The sequence below is a fragment of the Novosphingobium sp. B 225 genome, from assembly GCF_002198665.1.
In the GTDB taxonomy this organism is placed as follows: domain Bacteria; phylum Pseudomonadota; class Alphaproteobacteria; order Sphingomonadales; family Sphingomonadaceae; genus Novosphingobium.
This window is the reverse complement of sequence record NZ_MWLM01000039.1, coordinates 74,865-95,939: the sequence shown is the minus strand read 5'-3', so window position 1 is coordinate 95,939 and position 21,075 is coordinate 74,865. Positions and strand designations below refer to the sequence as shown.

Sequence of the window (21,075 nt, the reverse complement as noted above, 5' to 3'; positions counted from 1 at the left end):
TGCGGGAGGATTAAGGATTTGCGCCTTGCAGTCCGGTTCGCAGCGGACTTTGTAAATTCACCTAGACCAGACCGGCATGTTCCAGCGCGGCATCCACGGCCTTGCGTGCTTCGGCGTTGCACGGCACCAGCGGCAGGCGCAATTCATCACCGATCCAGTCATGCACCCGGCTGAGCGCATACTTGACCGGCCCGGGTGAGGCATCGTCAAACATCGCGTAGTGCAGCGGATAGAGCTTGTCGTTCAGTTCGCGCGCCTTTTCCAGGTTGTTTTCGGCACAGGCCTGCTGGAAATCGGCACACAGCCGCGGCGCGACATTGGCCGTCACCGAAATGCAGCCAACCCCGCCAGCGGCGTTGAACGGCAAGGCCAGCTCATCATCGCCGCACAGCATGCACCAATCGCGCGCAATCCCCATGCGGTGATCGGTCACGCGCGACAGATCGCCGCTCGCGTCCTTGATCGCCACGAAAGTCTTGGGATAGCGCCGGACCAGTTCGATCACCGTTTCAGGCTTCAGGTCGGTCACCGTCCGGCCCGGCACGTTGTAGAGCACAATCGGCAGATCGGTGTTTTCGGCCAGAAAGCTGAAATGGGCAATCAGCCCTTCCTGACTGGGACGGTTGTAATAAGGCGCCACGCACAGCCCGGCGCGCGCCCCGCTCTTCTTCGAAAAGTTGAGGTGGAGCCGCGCGTTCATCGTATCGTTCGATCCGCACCCGGCAATGATCGGCACCCGGCCCGCCGCCTGCTCGATGCAAACTTCGATGACCCGGTGGTGTTCAGCATTGGACAGCGTGCTTGCTTCGCCGGTGGTGCCGCAAGGGACCAGCGCCGCCGATCCGTTCAGGATCTGCCAATCAACCAGGCGGCGAAAGGCTTTCTCGTCAAACGCTCCGTCGCGGAAAGGAGTCACCAGAGCCGGAATTGAACCGGAGAACATGGACATGACCTTTGCTAATGCCCCATAGGCGGGGTGCTGTTACGTTCAGCGCCTGATAAGGAGCCTTTGCCGACAATGTCCAGCATGTTGCGCATCACATTTGCTATCCCGCTGCTTACACTGGCTTTGTTGCCGGGTTGCGCCAGGGCTCAGGACGGCGCGGACGGCAGCGAATGGGACCATGCGCGTGCCGTGCTGGTGGGCAAGCCGGCTGGCGACATGGTGCTGGGCGTCGCGCGCTGGAAGCAGCTGAGCGCCACTGACAGCCTGAACTTTGCCGATTACGCCGGTTTTCTGCTGACCTATCCGGGCTTTCCGGAAGAACCGAAAATGCGGATCAAGGCGGAAACCGCCCTTTCGCGAGAGGCGGCGGAACCGGCCCGTGTGACCGCATTTTTCGATCGCTTTCCGCCGGTAACCAACGCTGCCCGCGCGCAGTATGCGGCCGCGCTCTATGCCATGGGCCGTCCGCAGGCGGCGCAGACTGCGCTTGAGGCATGGCGCGGCGGGGCGATGAGCGACGTGTCCGAAGCCACGCTGTTCGCCCGGCTCGCTCCCACGCTGACCATGGCCGATCATGATGCGCGAATGGATGCCTTGCTGTGGGCCGGGGCAACCGCACAGGCAGAGCGCCAGATCGCCTATGTCTCTGCAGCGACACGGATGGGCTTTCTGGCGCGGCTGGGCATGGCCAACGGCAGTGACCCTGCAGGCGCCGGGATTGTGCCCGCTGCCGATGCCGCAAAGGACGCGGGCTATGTCTATGCCCGGTCACGCTATTTGCGCAATTCGGGGCAAAGCTCTGCTGCAATCTATCTCCACGCAACCCGCCCCCAGCTGGCCAAGCCCCCACTTGATGTGCGCAAATGGATTGCTGAGCTGCTCACGGTGGCCCGCAAGAGCGACGCGGCGAGTGCGGTGCGGATCGCGGCGATGGTTGACGATGCCTTTGCCCCCGGCACCGACGTTTCGCGCCAAAGCTTTCAGATCCGCGACGATTATACCTCGCTGATGTGGCTGGGCGGGAACATGGCGCTAAGCGGGCTGGGCCGGGGCGATCAGGCTGCGCCGCTATTCTGGCGTTATGGCGCCGCCGCCCGCACGCCGCAGACCCGTAGCAAAGGGTTCTACTGGGCTGGTCGTGCCATGGTGCGCGCGGGCAACACCAAGGAAGCCAATCGCTATTTCGAGCTCGCGGCGGCCTATCCCGACCAATTCTATGGCATGCTGGCGCTGGAACGTCTGGGCCGGGCCCTGCCAGCGCTGGACAGCACGCCTGCAATCGTTCCAACCCGCAGTGAGCGCGAGGCGTTCAACGCGCTGCCCCTGACCCAGGCAGTGCGCGAAGTGGCCCGCGAAAGCGACTGGCCCACTGCCGTGCGGTTCTTCCGCGAAATTGCCGATCAGGCCAGCACCGAGGCCGATCACGTGATGGTCACCGATCTGGCGCGTGAACTGGGGCGGCGTGATCTGGGCGTGATCCTGGGCCAGGCCGCGCATGTCGATGGACACGGCACCTATCGCCGCACCAGCTTTCCGCTGATCCCGATCCCCCCGGGCGGCAACTGGACCATGATCCATGCAATTTCCCGGCAGGAAAGCCAGTTCGCGATGAACGCAATCAGCCACGCCGGCGCGCGCGGACTGATGCAGTTGATGCCGGGCACGGCGCGGGCCGAATCGGCCAAGGTCGGGCTGCAATGGAACATGGCTGCCCTGACGCAGGACGCCGGTTATAACCTGACCCTGGGCAACAGCTATATCAACTGGCTGCTGGACTATTACGGCGGTAGCTGGCCGCTTGCCATCGCGGGTTACAATGCGGGGCCCGGCAATGTGAACAAGTGGCTGCGCGCCTATGGCGATCCGCGGAATGGCGGGATCGACTGGATCGACTGGATCGAAAAGATCCCGCTTTCCGAAACCCGCGGCTACGTGCAGCGCGTCACCGAAAACGTCGTGGTCTATGAAGCGATGCACCCGGCCAAGGCCCGGTTCCGTGGGGCCAATCCGCTTAGCCAGGTATTGGGCAAGCGCACCCCGGGATGAGCCAGGAGGGACCGCCGATCACCCCTGCGGGCATGGCCGCGCTGCGGGCGCGTTACGATCACTTGCTGGGCACCGAACGACCGGCGATTGTCGAAATCGTCAGCTGGGCGGCGGGCAATGGCGATCGCAGCGAGAACGGCGATTACCTCTATGGCCGCAAACGCATGCGCGAGATTGACCGCGAGCTGGCGCACCTCGCCCGGCGGATGAAAGCCTGCCGGGTGATCGATCCTGCGCAGCAGCAGGATCGCAGCCGCGCCTGGTTTGGCGCGAGCGTGAGCATCGCTGACGAGGATGACAACCGCCGCATCGTTACCCTGGTGGGTGATGACGAACAGGATGCCTCGGAGGGCCGGATCGGCTGGAGCGCGCCAATGGCCCGAGCATTGCGCGGTGCAGGTCTGGGGGATCTGCGCAAGGTGAACCTGCCCGGCGGGGAAAAGGAATGGGAAGTGCTGGCAATCAGCTATCCCGAATAGCCGATCAGGGCTTACAATTCTGCGAAAAGTCACCATATAGGCGTCACCACGCGCAATCTCCTGTGCATTCGCGTGGCTGAGAGACCCGGTTGTGCTCCCGCTTGCTGAACGGAGCTGCCGATGGACCTTAACGCCCTTTATCACGATCACCAGTTGCTGCTGATCCGCGCAGCGCGCACCCGCGGCCTTCAGGCCCGCGCAGTGCACCTGACCACGGCGCAAGGCATGGCCCGCACAATTGCAGGAATGCAGGACGCCCTGGGCGCCAGCGCTGCACCGCAATGGGCCGTCCTTGGCCGCGCATCCACACCTGCCCCGGAGATCCAGCCATGAGCCGCGCGATGAACATCCTGCTCGATCAGGACGACGTAACCGAACGCTGCCAGAAGGCCGGGATCGCGATCAGCGCGATCGAACCTTTGCCCGGCGCCGGAACCCACCTGGTCTGCAAGACCAGCGAAGGCGCCGATGAAGCCAGGGTGAAGTTCAAAAGCTTCCTGATCAAGCAAAAGGTAAAACGCTTCGCCTTTTACCGCGCGCCCAGTTCCTGGTAAGCCCGGTTCCTGATATGACTGCGCGTCATGCGCACCACCAATGACCACGCGACCGTCCGGCTCTACCACCTTGATGGCGGCCCCGAAGGCGGGGCCGCCAATACCTTGATGTACGGCCCGCTGCTGGAAGCCTTGCGGCTGGCCGAACAACAGCCACAGGAAGTGCAGGAAGGCCTGTTCATCGCCACCGACAACGATGTGGTTGCCTATCTGGACCTGATCGGGGAATAGACCCCGTAATGAAACTGCACCGGATGCTTCTGCTTGTCGGCCTTGTGGCTGCCCCGCTCGCTGCGCGGGACAGCCTGGGCATGTTCGGGCAATGGGGCGCATTCAAGGATGCGCAGGTACCGCGTTGCTATGCCTTGGCCATGGCAGCGCCCAGCACCATGCAGCGGGATTTTCAGCCCTATGCCGATGTCGCTTTCTGGCCAAAGCAGAACGTGCGCGGGCAGGTTCACTTTCGCCTGTCACGCAAACTGCAGCCCGGCGCACCGATCAGCCTGCAAATCGGAAACCAGCGGATCGGTCTGACTGGCGGCGGCGGAGACGCCTGGGCCCCTGACCCACGCGGCGACGCGGCGATCGTAGCGGCAATGCGTTCGGCCAGCGAAATGACCGTCAGCGCACGCGGGGCCGATGGACGGGGCTTCTCCAATACCTGGGATCTCAAGGGCGCGGCAACCGCGATTGACGCGGCAATGGTCGGCTGCGCGGGGGCGCGCTAGCTTTTCCGGGGCGGTCAGCCTATATGCGCCGCCCTATGTCCCATACCCCCATCATGCAGATCCCCGGCAATATCGATCCGGTCCCCACCCCGCGTGACATCACGCCGCGCAGCGACGGGCGGATCGACCTGCTGGGCCTGCCCCGCCAGCGTATCGCCGAATTGCTGTCCGAAGCCGGGCTGGATGCCAAGGCTTCCAAGCTGCGCGCCAAGCAACTGTTCCACTGGCTCTACCACCGCGGCGTGACCGAGTTTGAAGCGATGACCGACATCGCCAAGACCATGCGCCCGTGGCTCAGCGAACGATTTGTAATCGGGCGGCCCGAAGTGGTCCTGTCACAGCATTCCAGCGACGGCACGCGCAAATGGCTGCTGAAGACCGCCGACGATCAGGAATACGAAATGGTCTTCATCCCCGATGCGGACCGCGGCACGCTGTGTGTTTCCAGCCAGGTCGGCTGCACGCTCAATTGCCGGTTCTGCCACACCGGGACGATGCGGCTGGTGCGCAACCTCACCCCCGGCGAGATCGTTGGCCAGGTCATGCTGGCACGCGACGCGCTGGGCGAATGGCCGCGTGCGGGGCAGGCCGATCTGGCGGCGCTGGGCGACGATCTGGTGGACGATGATGGCGGCTATTCCGCCGACGGACGCCTGCTGACCAACATCGTGATGATGGGCATGGGCGAACCGCTCTACAATTTCGACAATGTCCGCGATGCGCTGAAGCTGGTGATGGATGGTGACGGGCTGGCGCTGTCCAAGCGGCGCATCACCCTGTCCACCAGCGGCGTGGTGCCGATGATGGCCCGCGCGGGCGAGGAAATCGGCGTCAACCTTGCGGTATCGCTCCATGCGGTCAGCAAGGAAGTGCGGGACGAAATCGTCCCGATCAACCGCAAGTACGGGCTGGAGGAACTGCTCCAGGCCTGCGCCGACTATCCCGGCGCCAGCAATGCGCGGCGGATCACGTTCGAATATGTCATGCTCAAGGACAAGAACGACAGCGACGCCGACGCGCGCGAGCTGGTGCGGCTGATCAAGCAGTACAAACTGCCCGCCAAGGTCAACCTGATCCCGTTCAACCCCTGGCCCGGCGCGATTTACGAATGCTCCACGCCCGAACGGGTGCGGCGCTTTTCGGAAATCGTGTTCGAAGCGGGCATCAGCGCCCCGGTTCGGACCCCGCGCGGGCGCGACATCGATGCTGCCTGTGGCCAGCTAAAGACCACCGCGCAAAAACTCAGCCGCGCCGAACTTGACCGGCTGGCCGAGGAAAAGCAGGCCGCGCTGGGCTGAACGGAGCGGCGAATTACCACTTATTAGACATTTGACGCCTAGGGATTCGGCCAACAGGAGGTGCGATTCCCATGAAGCGTTCAATGCTGGCACTTGGACTGGTGAGCCTGGCCCTGATGGGCTGTTCGGGCAAAGCCGCTACCGAACCGGCCAAGGACGGCGGAAAGGCAGTTGCGGCTTCGACCAAACCCAATCCCTGGTCGAAGGATTCCGCAATCGAAGCCGCCGAGGCCGAAGCCGCCGCCAAGAGCAAGAAAAAGGCCAAACCCGCCCCTGTGGCCGCAGCTTCGGACAAGCCCAAGCTTAACGCCTGGTCAAGCGATGAAGCCATCGCCGCTGCCGAAGCGGAGAAAGCCGCCAAGGGCAAGAAGAAGGCCAAGTAAGCACGTCAAAGCGCGGGCAGCGCTGCCCCCGCCGCGATCGTATCAACCCGGCCGCCGATCCAGACCGCGCCGTTGGCGTCAATCCGGCAATGAACGCGCCCATCTGCGCCGACCTTCTGGCCTTGTCCTGCCAGGTAGCTGCCTTGCGCCAGTCCACTGGCGAACAAGTGGCAGGCAACACCAGCGTTTAGACTGCCGGTAACCGGATCCTCGCAGATCGAGCCAACCCCGTTGGCAAAGAAAGCACGCAGTTCCCAATCCAACCCATTCTCACCGGGCGCACACAGGCCGATATCGGTGCCGAGCGGGGCTTTGGCTGCAGGTTCCGCCGCCAGTACATCCGCCACCGAACGCAGCCGCAGCAGCTGCCACTTCGGGCCGTTGGCAACATGCACCGCTTCAACCACTGCATCGGGAGTGGCGCCAGTCACGCGCAAGGCTTCCGCCAAATCCTCTGCGCTCAGCGGCCCGGTGCGGGCCATTGGCGGAGCCTTGAAAGCGAGCAGATCGCCGTCCTGCCGCACCTCGACCAGACCAACCCCGCATTGCTGCAAGATCGTTCCCGCCACTTGCGGAACCCCGCCGGATCGCAGCCAGGCGTGGGCAGTGCCCAGCGTCGGGTGCCCGGCAAAGGGCAATTCGCCCGCCGGATAGAATATCCGCACACGGTAATCCGCCGCCGGATCGGTTGGCGGCAACAGAAAGGTCGTTTCCGAAAAACCCAGCCAGCGGGTCAGTTGCAGCATCGCCGCATCGCTCAGGCCTTCAGCCCCGTGGACCACCCCCAGCGGGTTTCCGGCAAAAGCGCGCGCACCGAAAACGTCAACCAGATCGAGCTGCATTGTGCGATTCTCCTTGGGCGGCAGTGCTAGCCGGATCGGCTCGTCGTGCAAATGGTCTCACTTTGCCGCGCGGCAAGGGCGGCTTGTCTTGGCCCTGCACGGTTCGTCGCTGCGTTCATCTGCGGTTGGGGTGCGCGGGCCAGTCTGTGGTCACGTTTTCCAACCTGCAAAGAAGGAGACAGCGCATGAACAAGACTGTCCTGGCCGCTCTGATCGCGGTCACCGCCCTGCCCGCCATGCCCGTTGCCGCCGATCCGCCGCGCTGGGCCCCGGCGCATGGCAATCGCCACCATGACCGCTTTCATGACGATGACCGCCGCTATTACCGCACTGATAACGGCATCCGTTACTGGCGCGGGGACGATGGGCGCAATTACTGCCGCCGGGGTGATGGCACGGTCGGCCTGCTGATCGGCGGGGTTGCCGGTGCGCTGGTCGGCCGCTCGATCGACACCCGCGGCGACCGCGCGCCCGGCACAATCCTGGGTGCTGCCGCCGGGGCGCTGATCGGCAACGAACTGGGCAAGGGTTCATCCCGCTGCCGATGAACCGCGCGTCGGAGTCAAATTGATCCCCACTTCCCGTTCGCATCGAGCGAAGTCGAAATGCTGCGCCCGGTGTCTCGACCGGAGGTTGGTTAGCTGGATATGGTCTGCCTGACACAGCTAATCGCTTGACGAAATCGGGACATCGCCCGCATGGACCCGGGTGATGTCCCGACCCGCAGTTCTTATCACCGGCGGCGCCAAGCGCATCGGCGCGGAATTGACCCGCGCTTTTGCCGCTGCCGGATGGCACGTGGTGATCCACGCAGGTCACTCCCCCGACGCCGCCGCCGAACTGGCTGCCAGCCTGCCTTCTGCCGAAACGGTGCTGTGCGACCTGCTGGATGGTGACGCTGCATTGGCGATGATCGACGATCTGGCCGCGCGGCTGGGCGATTGGCGGATGCTGGTCAACTGTGCCGCCGTGTTCCAGCTCGATACCGCGCAGGCGATCGATCCGGCGATTTTCGCCGAGGCGATCACCGTCAATGCCGAAACCCCAGCCCGGATGAGCCAGCGCTATCTGGCCACAGCCCGCGCCAGCGGAGGCCGCCGGGTGGTGCAGTTCCTCGACATGAAACTGCGTAACCCCAACCCCGATTTCTTCAGCTACACCATGGCCAAACACGCGCTGGCAGCCACGGTAAAAATGCTCGCCATGGCACAGGACCGAGCGGACGACCGCATTTATGGTCTGGCCCCCGGGGCGATGCTGCCCAGCTTCGATCAGGCCGAGCATGAGCATGAGACCAGCGGGCGGATGAACCTGCTGCAACGGTTGACTGCTCCGCGTGAACTGGCTGATGCGGCGTTGTGGCTGTCGCAAGGCTGGCTGGCGAGCGGTGAAACGCTTTACATCGACAGCGGCCAACATCTGCTGGCACAGCCGCGCGACGTGCTCTACCTCGCGCGGCAATGATTCCCTCCCTGCTCAGCGCTTTTTTCGCATCCACCTCCGTGGTCGCCCTCGCCGAAATCGGCGACAAGACCATGCTGCTTGCCATTGTCCTGGCCGCACGGCTGCGAGCGCCGTGGCAGATCCTGGCCGGCATTCTCGTGGCCACCATGGCCAATCATGCCCTTGCCGCACTGGTCGGGCAGGAAGTGGCCGGACTGCTGGACGCGCCATGGTTCCGCATTGCCGTTGCGCTGGGCTTCATCGCGATGGCCGCCTGGACCCTGGTGCCCGACAAGCTGGATGATGACGAGGAAGGCTTCAAGCACCGCGGCGGGGCGTTCCTGACCACGCTGGTCAGTTTTTTTCTGGTCGAAATGGGCGACAAGACCCAGATCGCCACAATTGCCCTGGGCGCGCAGTATCACAACGTGCTGGTGGTCGCGGCAGGGACGACTTTGGGCATGATGCTGGCGAATGGCCCGGCAGTGTTCCTGGGCGAGGAACTGGTCAAGCGGGTCAGCCTGAACGCCACCCGCATGGCCGCAGCGCTGCTGTTTCTGGTGCTGGGGTTGTGGCAGCTGGCGCAAATTCTGGGCTGGCTGGGGTAGCCCGTTCCCCCCTCCCGCAAGCGGGAGGGGGGCTTCACGGCACCTACTTCCCTTTGCCGCCCTTGCCGCCCTTCCCGGCCAGTTCCTTTACCAGCGCGGGAGCCGGGTAAATATTGGTCAGCGCTTCGTGCACCGCTGCAGAGCTGACCACCACGGTGCGGTTGACGTCAGACTCATAGCCATAGTTGCCACCCAGCGAATGGATGTTGCCATCAAACGCCGCACCGATCACCGAGCCGTCCCTGGCCACCACCGGTGAACCCGAATTGCCGCCGATGATGTCATTGGTGGTGACAAAGTCATAGGCCGTCGCCTTGTTGATCCTTGCCTCGTTCGCGGCAAAGCTCTTGGCGAGATTGAACGGCTCATTGCCGGTTGCGCGGTCAAAGGCGCCGCCAAGGGTGGTGACCGGGGTCACATCCGCGCCGCGTTCCTTCCAGCCCGCGACTTTGCCATAGCTGATCCGCAGCGTGAACGTCGCATCCGGGTACTGCGTGTCGCCATAGGCCGCGAACCGCGCCTGGGTCAGCTTGGCTCCGGCGCTGGCAAGCGGGCCGGTGTAGCGCTCATCGACCAGCTTCTTCAGCTCACGCTCACGCGGATCGACCTTGCGGGCGTATTGGATCAGCGGATCGTCAGAGGCTTCGATCGCCGCCTTGCCGCCTTCCCACAGCGCCTTGCGCACCGCCGGATCGGCCAGCTTGCTGCCAGCGACCAGCCGCGCGGCGAGGCCTTCGGGCGATTCCTTGCCCAGGATCAGCCGGGTATCTGCGTCATCCGCTCCCAGATATTCGCGCGCCTTGGAAAACGACCAACCCAGTTTGAGTTGTTCGAGCCAGGGGTAGATCGGGCGTTCATCCAGCAGCTGCTTTTCGGTCAGCGGCAGGCTGGAATCGGTGTAACCCGGCAGCCGCTCGGCATTGGGCTTGCCGCGCTCTTCCGCAGCGCGGACCAGCGTTTCGGCATAATCATAAAGGTCGCTGGTCGGCACCATGAAGCGATAGGGTAGATAGACCTCGCGGTAGGCGCTGACTGCTTTCGCCACATCGCCCCAGGGATTGCCCAGCGCCGCGTTGCCCGCGCTTTTGGCCTTGAGGTCGGCTTCGGCAGCGGCCAGCTTGGCGGTGAAGGCCGGGCTGTTCAGCGCCTGCTGGCGGCCGATGAACACCTTCAGGCTGTTCTCGATCCCGAACAGGGTGTCCCCGCCCTCACGCTTTTTCGCCTCGCTTTGCTCCATCGCCGTGATCACGCGGCCGCGCAGTTCGGAATAGATCGCCAGGGTGATCGGCAGCGACACCTCACGCTGGAACGCCAACTGGTCGCTCGTGAACAGCCGCTGGGTCGAACCGGGATTGCCGACCACGAAAGTCGCCTCGCCCGGCTGGGGCGCGCGCGGATTCCATTTCAGAAAACTCGCCACCTTGACCGGCTTGCCATCTTCATAAGCGCGCAGGAACGAAGCATCGAGGGCATAGCGCGGATAGTTGAAATTATCCGGATCACCGCCAAAGAACGCGGCCTGGAATTCCGGGGCCCAGACCAACCGCACGTCGGAATACTTGCGGTACTGGTACAGCTTGTACTGTCCGCCGCCGAACAGCGTCACCACCTGGCAGCGGGTCAGCTTGGTATCGGGGCAGCTCAGGCTTTCGAGATTGGCGATCGCCCCGTCGCGCGCCTTGACCAGCGCCTGCCCGGTTTCGCTGCCGATCGCACCCTTGACCTTGTCAGTCACGTCAGTGATCGCGGTGACCACTTCGGCTTGCTGCCCGGGGCACTTGGTTTCCTTGCTGCGGGTATCCGCAACAAAGCCATTGGCAACCAGATCCTTGTCGGCGGTCGACAGGTTCTGCGCGCAATCGACCACGCAATGGTGGTTGGTCAGGATCAGCCCTTCAGGCGAAACGAAGCTGGCCGAGCACCCGCCGGTCAGCCGCACCGCCGCGCTGCGGACCTTGTCGAGCCAGGCAGAATCGGGCGACCAGCCATAGTCCTTTTGCATCCGGGCCGCCGGAAATCCGTCAAAGGTCCACATGCCCTCATCGGCAAAGGCCGCGCCCGGCATGGCCAGAGGCGTGGCAACAAGGGCGCTGGACAGCAGCAGGCGGCGCAGGGTCATCGGGGTCTCTCCACAGGGTCAAATGGGTTTGCTGTGCCGTTACTGGCGGCAGGCTGCGGGATTGGCAAGATGGACAGCGCGACTTTGCCCTTGCCAGCAGTGGTCGCGGCCCTAGTCTCCACGCCATGTGGTTACTTTCCAGGATGCTCTCGGCGCTGGTCCGCAACGGTCAGTTGCTGGTGACCGATCATGACGGCAAGCAATACAGTTTCGGCGATCCTGCCGCCGATCCGGTGCGGATCCGCCTGACTGACAAAGGCGCCGCACTGCACATCGCGCGCGATCCCCGGGTTGGCGCGGGTGAGGCCTATATGGACGGGCGGCTGGTGGTCGAACCACCGCATGACATTCGCGACATGGTGCTGCTGGTCATGGGCAATGCCAACCGCCCCGGAGCGAGCGTCAAGCCGCCCAGCAAGGCCAAGCGCGCGGTGGACTGGCTGGCGTTCAAGGCCGATCAGGTCAACCTGCGCGCCAAGGCCAGCAAGAATGTGGTCCACCACTATGACCTGACCCGCCAGTTCTATGAGCTGTTCCTTGATGAAGACCGCCAATATACCATGGCCTATTACAAGGATCCGGCGAACACGCTGGAACGCGCGCAGATTGACAAGCAGGCGCTGATCGCGGCCAAGCTGCGGCTGGAACCGGGCATGCGCCTGCTCGACATTGGTTGCGGCTGGGGCGGGCTTGGCCTTTACCTCAACCGCCATTTCGGCTGCGAGGTGCTGGGCGTCAGCCTCGCCCCGGATCAGGTCCGCTTCGCCAATGAACGTGCCGAGGCGGCTGGGGTGGCCGACAAGGTCAAATTCCAGCTGATCGACTACCGCGATGTTCAGGGCGAGTTCGACCGGATCACCAGCGTCGGCATGATCGAACACGTCGGCGCGCCGCATTTTGGCGAGTATTTTGCCAAGACCAACGAATTGCTGGCCGACGACGGGATCATGCTGACCCACACCATCGGCCGCACCGGCCCGCCGGGGACGACCGACAAGTGGACCCGCAAATACATCTTCCCCGGCGGCTACATCCCGGCGATGAGCGAACTGGTTTCGGCACTGGAACGCAACCGCTGGGAGATCGCGGACATCGAAGTGCTGCGCTATCACTACGCCTACACCCTGGCCGAATGGTATCGCCGCACCACCCTGCACGAGGCAGAGATTACCGCGCTCTACGACTCGCGCCTGTTCCGGATGTGGCAATTCTACCTCGCGGGAGCGGAGCAAAGCTTCCGCCACGGCGGCATGGTCAACTTCCATATCCAAAGCGTAAAACGCCGCAGCGCCGTGCCAATGACTCGGGATTACATCAGCGCGGAGGCGGCAAGGCTGTCAGCCCTGGATCAGGCGCCGGAGTGGCATTTGGGGGGATAGGTGGCGGGCCGGACGTACTACCACCTGTAATCCAAAGTTGACACATTCCGTAATCTGAATTACACACCCCATGTGAAAACCGTCATTCGCACCGACACTTTCGCTGCATGGCTCAAGGGCTTGCGGGATCGGGCGGCAGTTGCACGGATTGCCATTCGGATCGACCGATTGGCTCTGGGCAATCCCGGCCAGCACCGCAACCTGACCAATGGGGTGCGCGAAATGAAAGTCGATTACGGCCCCGGTTACCGGGTCTATTTTACCGAACGCGCAGGAGAGATCGTGATCCTGTTGTGCGGAGGCGACAAGAAGAGCCAAAACGCGGACATCGCCGCTGCAATCCGCATGACCGAAGAACTGGAGTAGCCATGAGCATTTCCACCAAAGTCTGGGATGCAGCCGAATTTCTCGGCTCTGATTCCGACATTCGGCACTATCTTGAAGCGGCGTTCGAAGATGGTGACCCCGCCCTGATCCGCCACGCCTTCAACACCGTCGCCCGCGCGCGCGGCATGACCGCATTGTCCCGCGAAACCGGCATCTCCCGCGAGGCACTCTACAAGGCGTTCGGGGAGAACGGCAACCCGACGCTGGACACCTTGTTGAAGGTGACGCGGGCACTCGGGGTGAGGCTGGCTGTGGCGGCGTGAGGCGGACTTGTATGCCTGCATATAGGGTTGAGAGTTGAATAAGCATGCCTCACGTGCAAAATATCTGAACCAGTAACTGGGCTTAGTCTCGTCCAAGACTTGACACCTTTCTAAAGGCATAGCAGATTTTACGAAACAGTTTGCTGGAGGCGCTGTGGTAGATAATCAAAATCCATACACGCATTTTGGCAAACCGCTCCTCGGGTCGCTTCTCGCTTTTGTCGCGATTGGCGGTTTCCTGCTAACAATAGGTGGTGAGAAATTTAGAGCGGAGTACTGGTCATTTGTTCTTATGAATGTCTTGTACCTCACTTTTATATTTTTTCTAATATGGTTAGTCTATGACACAAAAACGCACCACTTCAAACTTCCTAAGATTAGAGCAGTTATAGAAAATAATTCAATAATTATCTGCGAGCCAGAGGAATGGATAGGCTACGGTGCGAGGCTAAATATTTATCAAAAAGATGGCGACTACGAACGCCCCCTGGCACTTGGCATTGTTTCCAATATCCAAGCCAATAGATTGATTCAAATTCAAGTAGTAGAGAAGTTTTACGACGACAATGAAGACATAATGGCTCAACTAACTAAATTGAAGCTTTCAGACATTATTGTCAAACCCGCGCAGGATTGGAGGGCTTCGTGATGCCCGATTCAGGAAGCAATAACTCATTAGAAATAATTAACCAAGCAAAAGCGATTAGAGTGGCTGCGATTATCGACGATTTTCACATAGTCTTAAATGTTGGACGTGATGACGGAATACAAAGCGTTCAAAAATTTTTGATTTATGGACTGGGACAAGAAATAACTGATCCTGAAACAGGAGAATCCCTCGGCATTCTTGAAATAATTAGAGGGCGCGGTAAGGTTGTGCACTTACAAGATAGGTTTTGCACAATCAAATCAATTGATACTCGGCAACTACCTGGAATTAAAAAGATTGTCACTCGAAACAATCCATTTCGGATTGCTGGCCTTGGGGCACCGCCAGTCGAAGAGATCGAGGAGGGTAATCGTACCGTAGACGAACCATTTGAGGATGCTGAAATCGGTGACTTCGCTAGGAGAATCTAGTCATAACGGTCGTAGCGCGCTCAATTCGTCAATTAGAATTACGGCGACAGGTGAACTAGAATTACGGTGACAGAGAATTACGGAGAATTACGGTGACAGGTCCGTAAACCCCTAAACTGCATCGCCTGGGCCAAGCCACACCGGCTCGCGCCGCGTCACCCGAAAGCTCCGGAATTTAGGATTCACGCAGAGGCAGAAGAGCGGCGCAGAGGGCTTGTTCTGGACTGTAGCTCAGCTTCCTTATCCATGGGTGCGGTTTTGGCGCGGCGGGGAATGGAAGAAACGACAGTGCCGCATGCCCGGCATCTCTGCGCCTCTGCTTCTTCTCTGCGGCCTCTGCGTGAACCCTGTTCTCATGACGCGGGGATTGGGATGGCCGGTGCGCGCTTCCCGGTTGCGCTGAGATGCCCTTACCCGCCAAACTTTCAGCCCCATTCACGGATGGCACCGCCACCCTGATCAGCCCCGCCGTTAGGCCAATGATAAACAAGATCGCATATCTCTTGGCCGATGAAGCGGACCCTTCTGTTTTGCAGCTGTGTGATGATCGGCAGTCCGGCGTTCGGCGAAGAGCAACCCTTCGCCAACCCGCTTTCCGATCCGTTCGGCTGGGTTTCCAATGCGGACTTTCCCGCCGATGCTCCAGCCGATGCGCGCGGTCATGTCAGATACCGGATGGTTGTGGGGCAAGATGGCAAGATCCGGAACTGCTTCGCAGCGGACGAATTTCTGCTCGACGATGATGGGTCGAGCCGTTTTGCACGGCTGACCTGCGATCTGCTGCGCGAGCGTGCCCGCTATGCCGTGCCGCAGGATGCGCAAGGGCGTGCGCTGCTCGGCAACCACCTCGGACATATCTATTGGTACCGCAACCAGGTCGCGGCATTCGGAGTGCGCCATGGCGACAATGCCATCACTCTGGTCAAGCACGCCCTGCCGCCGTTGCCGCCAACCCCGCAAGAACGGTTCGCCAGTTTGCCGCGTCTGGCCAGCCCGATCGATCTGCCCGATATTCTCAATCGCATCCCCGCGTCCGCCGTGCGGGCAAAGCAGGCTGGCACCAGTATTGTGCGGCTGCACATTACGGCAAAGGGCCAGCTTGCCGCGTGCACACCGGTCAAGACTTCGGGCTATGCCCGGCTGGACCGCGCTGCCTGCAAGCTGTTCGCCCGCAAGTCCTTTATCCCGGCGCGGGACAGAAGCGACAGGGCGGCGGCTTTTTACTTCTATCAGCCGGTTCACTGGCGCTTCAGTGACTGGTTTCGCATGCCGGTCACGCTGACCGAGCGAGGCGGACCGCAAATCGATCTGGCGTTCGATTATGCATTTCTGGGCGGTGTCTATTGCCAGGCATCAATGGCGGGAAAGCGCATTGTAACCCCACTTTCGGACGATATCTGCCAAGCCTTCGCCAAAACCCGAAAACGCGAAATGGTGCCTGGACACACTGCCAGTGTCACCCTCGCCCCATACGTGCCGAATTACTCTGCCTTCCCCGTGCGGAACTGAAGGAGCTTGTGGGGGCACAAGCGAGGCGCAGAGGGGTTGTTCCGCACTGTGGGTGCAGCATCCTTACCCATAGGCGTGGTTGTGTGGGCCAGGGATGGACGAAACGACAGTGCCGCATGCCCGGCATCTCTGCGCCGCTGTTTTTACTCTGCGGCCTCTACGTGAACCCTGTTCGTATGACGCGGGAACTGGGATGGCCGGTGCGCAGGTCCGCCGGCCCCGCAAACCATTTTCCTACACGCCGCCGAACTGTCATCCTGCACGCGGCTGGCGGCGAATCGCGCGCAGCTTCTTTGACATTGTCGACATCGGGATCGCACCCCTGCCAAGGCGGCAGGCCGGGGCGTGCAAGCCTGACACGCGGAGCGTGACGCTGCGGAAATGGAAGTTCACAGATCCGGGCGTCGGAAAGCCGGTTTGAAAATCACATATTCAATTTGTTTGCAGCAGTTTAAGCCGGAACGGGAGGGCCCTAAAGTCACAGGAATTCCGGCCCTGTTGCGTGTCAACCCGGACAACTGTGCAAGCCCGCCAGGCCTTGCAGCGAAGGCCGCTGTTGCCGGGTCAATCCGGGTACTTCGCGTTCATCACTTCCCAGCTGATTTCCACCAGCCGTTCCAGCACCGCCAGATCCACATCGGCCAGCCGCTTGATATAGAGGCAGCTCTTGCCGGTGCTGTGCTTGCCCAGCCGTGCGAACAGATCGTCCACTTCGGCCTGCCGGTCACAGTAATTGCCCATCAGGTACACGGTCATCGCCGCCTTGCGCGGTGAGAACCCGGCGCGGCACATGGTGCCTTCGCGGCCGCTGTCATACCGGTAGTGATAGCTGCCATAGCCGATGATCGAGGGGCCCCACATCTGCGGCGCGCACCCGGTCACGCGCCGGTGCAAGGCATCGACCGCCGCGGCTTCCTCGCGGCGGCGCTCCTCCGGCACGGCGGCGATGAATTCGGCCACGCTGTTGTCACTGGGCTTGGTCTTGGCTTCGGCCTTTGCCATCGGCTTGCCTCCGGTTCGCGGTTGCCCTAGGGCGCGCGTCGAATCCTAACGTCAATCCAGCGGAAAACCAGCCCATGTCGGATATCAAGAAAGTCGTCCTCGCCTACTCCGGCGGCCTCGATACTTCGGTCATCCTCAAGTGGCTGCAGGTTACCTATGGCTGCGAAGTGGTGACCTTCACCGCCGATCTGGGCCAGGGTGAAGAACTGGAACCCGCCCGCGCCAAGGCCAAGCTGATGGGCGTGCCGGATGAGCACATCTATATCGATGACATGCGCGAGGAATTCGTGCGCGATTTCGTCTTCCCGATGATGCGCGCCAACGCCCGGTATGAAGGCGACTATCTGCTCGGCACCAGCATCGCCCGGCCGCTGATTTCCAAGCGGCTGATCGAGATCGCCCGCGAAACCGGGGCCGATGCGATCGCCCACGGCGCGACCGGCAAGGGCAACGATCAGGTGCGGTTCGAGCTGAGCGCCTATGCCCTCGCCCCCGAAATCAAGGTGATCGCACCGTGGCGCGAATGGGACCTGACCAGCCGCACCGCGCTGATCGCCTGGGCCGAACAGCACCAGATCCCCGTGCCGAACGACAAGCGCGGCGAAGCGCCCTTCTCTACCGACGCCAACCTGCTGCACACCAGCAGCGAAGGCAAAGTGCTGGAAGACCCGTGGCAGGAAACCCCGGACTACGTCTATTCGCGCACCGATAACCCCGAGAAGGCGCCGGACACTCCCGAATACATCACCATCGACTTTGAAAAGGGCGATGGCGTTGCGCTGAACGGCACGGCGATGAGCCCGGCGACCCTGCTGACCGAGCTCAACGCGCTGGGCAAGAAGCACGGGATCGGGCGGCTCGATCTGGTCGAGAACCGCTTTGTCGGGATGAAGAGCCGCGGGATGTACGAAACGCCGGGCGGCGAGATCTATGCCCGCGCGCACCGGGGGATCGAACAGATCACGCTCGATCGCGGGGCGGCCCATCTGAAAGATGAGCTGATGCCGAAATATGCCGAGCTGATCTACAACGGCTTCTGGTTCGCGCCCGAGCGTGAAATGCTGCAGGCTGCGATCGATCACAGCCAGGCCAAGGTTTCGGGCACTGTGCGGCTCAAGCTGTACAAGGGTATGGCAAGCGTGGTTGGCCGCAAGAGCCCCAACTCGCTCTATTCCGAACGCCACGTGACCTTTGAGGACGATGCCGGCGCCTATGACCAGAAGGACGCGGCGGGCTTCATCAAGCTCAATGCGCTGCGCCTGCGGTTGCTGGCCACACGTGACCGCCGCAATTTCTGACCTGATTCTGGCGGGAAACCGCGCCGAATGACGGCATCTTCCGATATTGTCCACCGCTTGACCCGACTTATCCACCGCCAAGATGGCGATCTGTGGATAAGTCGGCCTGCGCGTGCTTGCCAGACTCGGTTTCGGGGCGCAGCTTCAAGTCATCGAGACGCTGATACCGAACTTGAAGATGAAGTGGGAAACCACTGAAACAGATAGGGAAAACCGAGACGTCAAGATACCGGCAGCGATGCCCGCAGCAGTATCGGAAAACACGCCTCAGAAAGTCTTCGGACCAAATCTGGCGAACCGCAGATGCAGTGAGAGGTGCGAGGCTGGTTGGTCACGGCACAGTGGCTGGAACGAACGATGGGAAAGCCGCGTTTCGGCGCAGCGGAACGAAAGTTCGCAGACAGCAGCAGTGGCGTGGTCACGGAACCGCCAGGTGATGGGAAAGGCCGCAAGGTCCGGACCAACACCTGACGGGACCGGACGCCGGAAACGGCATCCGGACGATGAAAGCCGGTTCTTTCGGGAACCCCGGACAGAGATCGGCCAGCCCGATGCGATGAGCATCACGATGCGGTAGCACTCACGGTGCGATGGTACGCGAGGTGCTCAGGTAGCATCACAGTGGCAGGCAGGATGGAACGCCGGAACAGCGATCGCCCAAGTCGGTCGGAGGCAGTAATGGCGTAGCGTGGGGCTGGCGGAAACGTCGGCCCCATTTGCTTTTTGGGCCGTAGCGGATAGGCACGCAATCATGGCCCGCCTCATCCTGCTCAACAAACCCCATGGCGTGCTGTGCCAGTTCAGCGCGGACGGTTCGGACAAGCCGACGCTGGCGCAATATGTGCCGGTGCCGGGGGTCTATCCCGCCGGGCGGCTCGATACCGACAGTGAGGGGCTGTTGCTGCTGACCGACGACGGACGCTTGCAGGCCCGGATCGCCGTTCCCCGGTTCAAGCTGCCCAAGACCTATCTGGTGCAAGTGGAAGGCGAACCGGACGCCGCCGCGCTGGCCGCCCTGCGCGGCGGTGTGCGGCTAAAGGACGGGATGACCCGCCCCGCCGAGGCCGAATTGATCCCCGCCCCCGAACTCTGGTCGCGCGATCCGCCGGTGCGGTTCCGCAAGACCGTGCCGGATAGCTGGCTCAAGCTGACCCTGCGCGAAGGCAAGAACCGCCAGGTCCGCCGCATGACCGCCGCTGTGGGCCATCCCACCCTACGGCTGGTCCGCTGGCAGATCGGGGACTGGGCGCTCGATGGGCTGGCGCCGGGCGAATGGCGCGAGATTACCGCAAACTAGATCCTCCCCATTTTTCCCGCAGGGACAAATGGGGAGGTGGATCGCCGCAGGCGAGACGGAGGGGTAATGCGGCACGGCGGAAACCCCTCCGTCAGCCGCCTGCGGCGTCTGCCACCTCCCCATTTGTGGCATTCGCCAAAAATGGAGAGGGTTTTGGCCTACCGCACAAACAAACTCGCCAGCTCCACATGGGTCGACCAGCGGAACTGTCCGACCGGGCGCAGCTCCGCCAGGCGATAGCCCGCCTCCACCAGCAGCCGCGCATCGCGGGCCCAGCTGGAAGGATTGCAGCTGATATAGACCACGCGCTCCACCGTGCTGTCCGCGATCCGCTCCACCTGATCGCGCGCGCCGGCGCGGGGGGGATCGAGCAGGACCCCGGCAAAACGGTTCAGCTCATCCGGCAGCAACGGATTGCGGAACAGGTCGCGGTGCAGTGCGTGGATCGGCAGGCCGGAACGCCCGGCGGCGGCACTGCAGGCCTGATGTGCATCGCGCGCGGCCTCTACCGCCAGCACTTTGGTCTCCGGACCCGCCAGCGCGAAAGCGAAAGTGCCGAGGCCTGAGAACAGGTCCGCCACGCTGGCACAGCCCTGCAGCCACTCGCGCGCGGCAGCGACCAGCGCGGCCTCTCCATCCAGCGTCGCCTGCAGGAACGATCCCGGCGGGAACGGCACGGCCACCCCGGCGAGCGTGACGGTCGCGGGTTCGGGTTCCCACACCACTTCATGGCCGTATCCCGCATCGATCGTCAGCCGCGCGAGGCGGTGTTCGCCCGCGAAATCGAGCAGTGCCTGGGTGGCGGTCAGGCCATCGGCGCTGAGGCCCTTGATACCCAGATCGAGCCCCTGATCCAGCATGGTCAGATCGACATCGGCGGCCAGTTTGGCATGTGCGTGCTTGCCGGGCTTGCCCTTGGCCTTGCCCTTCGGCTTGGCCTGATCCTGCCCCAACCGGATCAGCAGCTTGCGCAGCGGAGCCAGAATTGCGGCCATTTCCGGCAGCATCACCGGGCATTCGGCCAGTTCCACCACCCGGTGCGACTTCGCCTCGCGAAACCCGATCACCACTCGCCCTTGCGAGCTTTCCGCCCGCAACGAAGCCCGGCGGCGTGCGCCGGGGGGCGAAAGATGTGGCGGCGCGATCAGTTCCGCGCCCAGTTCCTGCGAGGTGGAAGCATTGCTGACCCGCGCCTCGACAAATCCGGCCAGACTCTCTTCATCCAGTTGCTGCAGCTGGCACCCGCCGCAGCGGCCGAAATGGCGGCATGGCGGCGTGACATGGTGCGGGCCGGGCTCCAGCGTCCCGTCCTCAAGCAGCAAATCCCCCGGCGCCGCGCCCCAGGCATAGCGCCCTGACGCGGTCAGGCCATCGCCCTTGGCGGCGATGCGGATGATGGGTTCTTTGGTCATTG

At 62.5% G+C, this 21,075-nt stretch carries 24 protein-coding genes; 19 read left to right on the top strand and 5 right to left on the bottom strand.

The features are described from left to right. Positions 1 to 61: 61 nt before the first annotated feature. Complete coding sequence (dapA, locus tag MNBBLIKP_RS07125) at positions 62 to 943, bottom strand: 4-hydroxy-tetrahydrodipicolinate synthase (protein ID WP_088308948.1); 882 nt, start codon at positions 941 to 943, stop codon at positions 62 to 64. A 75-nt stretch (positions 944 to 1,018) separates the two neighbouring features. On the opposite strand from dapA, the gene MNBBLIKP_RS07120 reads away from it, so the two are divergent. The 8 genes from MNBBLIKP_RS07120 (at position 1,019) to MNBBLIKP_RS07085 (ending at position 6,434) form a co-directional block, all read left to right on the top strand. After that, a complete protein-coding gene (locus MNBBLIKP_RS07120) occupies positions 1,019 to 2,992 on the top strand; it encodes a lytic transglycosylase domain-containing protein (protein WP_088308904.1) in 1,974 nt (657 codons plus the stop codon). Then, positions 2,989 to 3,471: a GreA/GreB family elongation factor gene (locus tag MNBBLIKP_RS07115; RefSeq protein WP_088308902.1), complete on the top strand. Its 483-nt coding sequence runs from the start codon at positions 2,989 to 2,991 to the stop codon at positions 3,469 to 3,471. The genes MNBBLIKP_RS07120 and MNBBLIKP_RS07115 overlap by 4 nt, the downstream gene beginning before the upstream one ends. A gap of 120 nt (positions 3,472 to 3,591) precedes the next feature. Further along, positions 3,592 to 3,804 carry a hypothetical protein gene (locus MNBBLIKP_RS07110; RefSeq protein ID WP_088308900.1) on the top strand — a complete coding sequence of 71 codons (213 nt, stop codon included), beginning with the start codon at positions 3,592 to 3,594 and terminating at the stop codon, positions 3,802 to 3,804. Then, complete coding sequence (locus MNBBLIKP_RS07105; RefSeq protein ID WP_088308898.1) at positions 3,801 to 4,025, top strand: hypothetical protein; 225 nt, start codon at positions 3,801 to 3,803, stop codon at positions 4,023 to 4,025. The genes MNBBLIKP_RS07110 and MNBBLIKP_RS07105 overlap by 4 nt, the downstream gene beginning before the upstream one ends. A 27-nt stretch (positions 4,026 to 4,052) precedes the next feature. Continuing rightward, complete coding sequence (locus tag MNBBLIKP_RS07100; RefSeq protein WP_088308896.1) at positions 4,053 to 4,256, top strand: hypothetical protein; 204 nt, start codon at positions 4,053 to 4,055, stop codon at positions 4,254 to 4,256. Positions 4,257 to 4,264: 8 nt separating this feature from the next. After that, complete coding sequence (locus tag MNBBLIKP_RS07095; protein WP_088308894.1) at positions 4,265 to 4,753, top strand: hypothetical protein; 489 nt, start codon at positions 4,265 to 4,267, stop codon at positions 4,751 to 4,753. Between the two features lie 35 nt (positions 4,754 to 4,788). Beyond that, entirely contained in the window at positions 4,789 to 6,051 is a 1,263-nt protein-coding gene (gene rlmN, locus MNBBLIKP_RS07090) for a 23S rRNA (adenine(2503)-C(2))-methyltransferase RlmN (RefSeq protein ID WP_088308892.1), read from the top strand. 71 nt (positions 6,052 to 6,122) lie between these two features. After that, entirely contained in the window at positions 6,123 to 6,434 is a 312-nt protein-coding gene (locus MNBBLIKP_RS07085) for a hypothetical protein (RefSeq protein ID WP_088308890.1), read from the top strand. 5 nt (positions 6,435 to 6,439) lie between these two features. Here the strand turns inward: MNBBLIKP_RS07085 and MNBBLIKP_RS07080 are convergent, their stop codons facing one another. Then, the gene (locus MNBBLIKP_RS07080) at positions 6,440 to 7,276 is read right to left on the bottom strand and encodes a PhzF family phenazine biosynthesis protein (protein WP_088308888.1); all 837 of its coding nucleotides are present in this window, start codon (positions 7,274 to 7,276) and stop codon (positions 6,440 to 6,442) included. A 185-nt stretch (positions 7,277 to 7,461) separates the two neighbouring features. Between MNBBLIKP_RS07080 and MNBBLIKP_RS07075 the strand changes: the two genes are divergently transcribed. The 3 genes from MNBBLIKP_RS07075 to MNBBLIKP_RS07065 all read left to right on the top strand — a co-directional run bounded on the left by MNBBLIKP_RS07075 (position 7,462) and on the right by MNBBLIKP_RS07065 (position 9,327). Further along, positions 7,462 to 7,824 (top strand): glycine zipper 2TM domain-containing protein, encoded by a 363-nt coding sequence (locus MNBBLIKP_RS07075; RefSeq protein WP_088308886.1) that lies wholly within the window; start codon positions 7,462 to 7,464, stop codon positions 7,822 to 7,824. Between the two features lie 163 nt (positions 7,825 to 7,987). Then, positions 7,988 to 8,740: an SDR family oxidoreductase gene (locus tag MNBBLIKP_RS07070; RefSeq protein WP_088308884.1), complete on the top strand. Its 753-nt coding sequence runs from the start codon at positions 7,988 to 7,990 to the stop codon at positions 8,738 to 8,740. Next, a complete protein-coding gene (locus MNBBLIKP_RS07065) occupies positions 8,737 to 9,327 on the top strand; it encodes a TMEM165/GDT1 family protein (RefSeq protein ID WP_088308882.1) in 591 nt (196 codons plus the stop codon). Before MNBBLIKP_RS07070 ends, MNBBLIKP_RS07065 begins: the two co-directional genes overlap by 4 nt. Before the next feature lie 43 nt (positions 9,328 to 9,370). On the opposite strand, the gene MNBBLIKP_RS07060 is transcribed toward MNBBLIKP_RS07065, so the two are convergent. Continuing rightward, positions 9,371 to 11,446, bottom strand: coding sequence for a S46 family peptidase (locus MNBBLIKP_RS07060; protein ID WP_088308880.1), 2,076 nt, complete (start codon positions 11,444 to 11,446; stop codon positions 9,371 to 9,373). 125 nt (positions 11,447 to 11,571) lie between these two features. Here MNBBLIKP_RS07060 and MNBBLIKP_RS07055 point away from each other — a divergent pair, with 125 nt between their 5' ends. The 6 genes from MNBBLIKP_RS07055 to MNBBLIKP_RS07035 all read left to right on the top strand — a co-directional run bounded on the left by MNBBLIKP_RS07055 (position 11,572) and on the right by MNBBLIKP_RS07035 (position 16,064). Then, complete coding sequence (locus tag MNBBLIKP_RS07055) at positions 11,572 to 12,825, top strand: SAM-dependent methyltransferase (RefSeq protein WP_088308878.1); 1,254 nt, start codon at positions 11,572 to 11,574, stop codon at positions 12,823 to 12,825. 72 nt (positions 12,826 to 12,897) lie between these two features. After that, positions 12,898 to 13,191, top strand: a complete 294-nt coding sequence (locus MNBBLIKP_RS07050; protein WP_088308876.1) for a type II toxin-antitoxin system RelE/ParE family toxin — start codon at positions 12,898 to 12,900, stop codon at positions 13,189 to 13,191. A 2-nt stretch (positions 13,192 to 13,193) separates the two neighbouring features. After that, positions 13,194 to 13,475 (top strand): addiction module antidote protein, encoded by a 282-nt coding sequence (locus MNBBLIKP_RS07045; RefSeq protein WP_088308874.1) that lies wholly within the window; start codon positions 13,194 to 13,196, stop codon positions 13,473 to 13,475. A gap of 154 nt (positions 13,476 to 13,629) precedes the next feature. Next, entirely contained in the window at positions 13,630 to 14,124 is a 495-nt protein-coding gene (locus MNBBLIKP_RS07040; protein WP_140420543.1) for a hypothetical protein, read from the top strand. Beyond that, complete coding sequence (locus MNBBLIKP_RS17740; protein ID WP_140420542.1) at positions 14,124 to 14,555, top strand: hypothetical protein; 432 nt, start codon at positions 14,124 to 14,126, stop codon at positions 14,553 to 14,555. Before MNBBLIKP_RS07040 ends, MNBBLIKP_RS17740 begins: the two co-directional genes overlap by 1 nt. A 510-nt stretch (positions 14,556 to 15,065) precedes the next feature. Then, entirely contained in the window at positions 15,066 to 16,064 is a 999-nt protein-coding gene (locus tag MNBBLIKP_RS07035; RefSeq protein ID WP_088308870.1) for an energy transducer TonB, read from the top strand. A gap of 564 nt (positions 16,065 to 16,628) precedes the next feature. Here MNBBLIKP_RS07035 and MNBBLIKP_RS07030 read toward each other — a convergent pair. Continuing rightward, on the bottom strand, positions 16,629 to 17,066 hold the full coding sequence (locus MNBBLIKP_RS07030; RefSeq protein ID WP_088308868.1) for a DUF1801 domain-containing protein: 438 nt from the start codon (positions 17,064 to 17,066) through the stop codon (positions 16,629 to 16,631). 74 nt (positions 17,067 to 17,140) lie between these two features. Between MNBBLIKP_RS07030 and MNBBLIKP_RS07025 the strand changes: the two genes are divergently transcribed. Both MNBBLIKP_RS07025 and MNBBLIKP_RS07020 read left to right on the top strand, forming a co-directional pair. Next, positions 17,141 to 18,364 (top strand): argininosuccinate synthase, encoded by a 1,224-nt coding sequence (locus tag MNBBLIKP_RS07025; RefSeq protein ID WP_088308866.1) that lies wholly within the window; start codon positions 17,141 to 17,143, stop codon positions 18,362 to 18,364. Positions 18,365 to 19,115: 751 nt separating this feature from the next. Beyond that, positions 19,116 to 19,661 carry a pseudouridine synthase gene (locus tag MNBBLIKP_RS07020; RefSeq protein WP_088308864.1) on the top strand — a complete coding sequence of 182 codons (546 nt, stop codon included), beginning with the start codon at positions 19,116 to 19,118 and terminating at the stop codon, positions 19,659 to 19,661. Between the two features lie 158 nt (positions 19,662 to 19,819). Here the strand turns inward: MNBBLIKP_RS07020 and MNBBLIKP_RS07015 are convergent, their stop codons facing one another. Next, positions 19,820 to 21,073: a class I SAM-dependent RNA methyltransferase gene (locus tag MNBBLIKP_RS07015; protein WP_088308862.1), complete on the bottom strand. Its 1,254-nt coding sequence runs from the start codon at positions 21,071 to 21,073 to the stop codon at positions 19,820 to 19,822. Between the last annotated feature and the right edge of the window lie 2 nt (positions 21,074 to 21,075).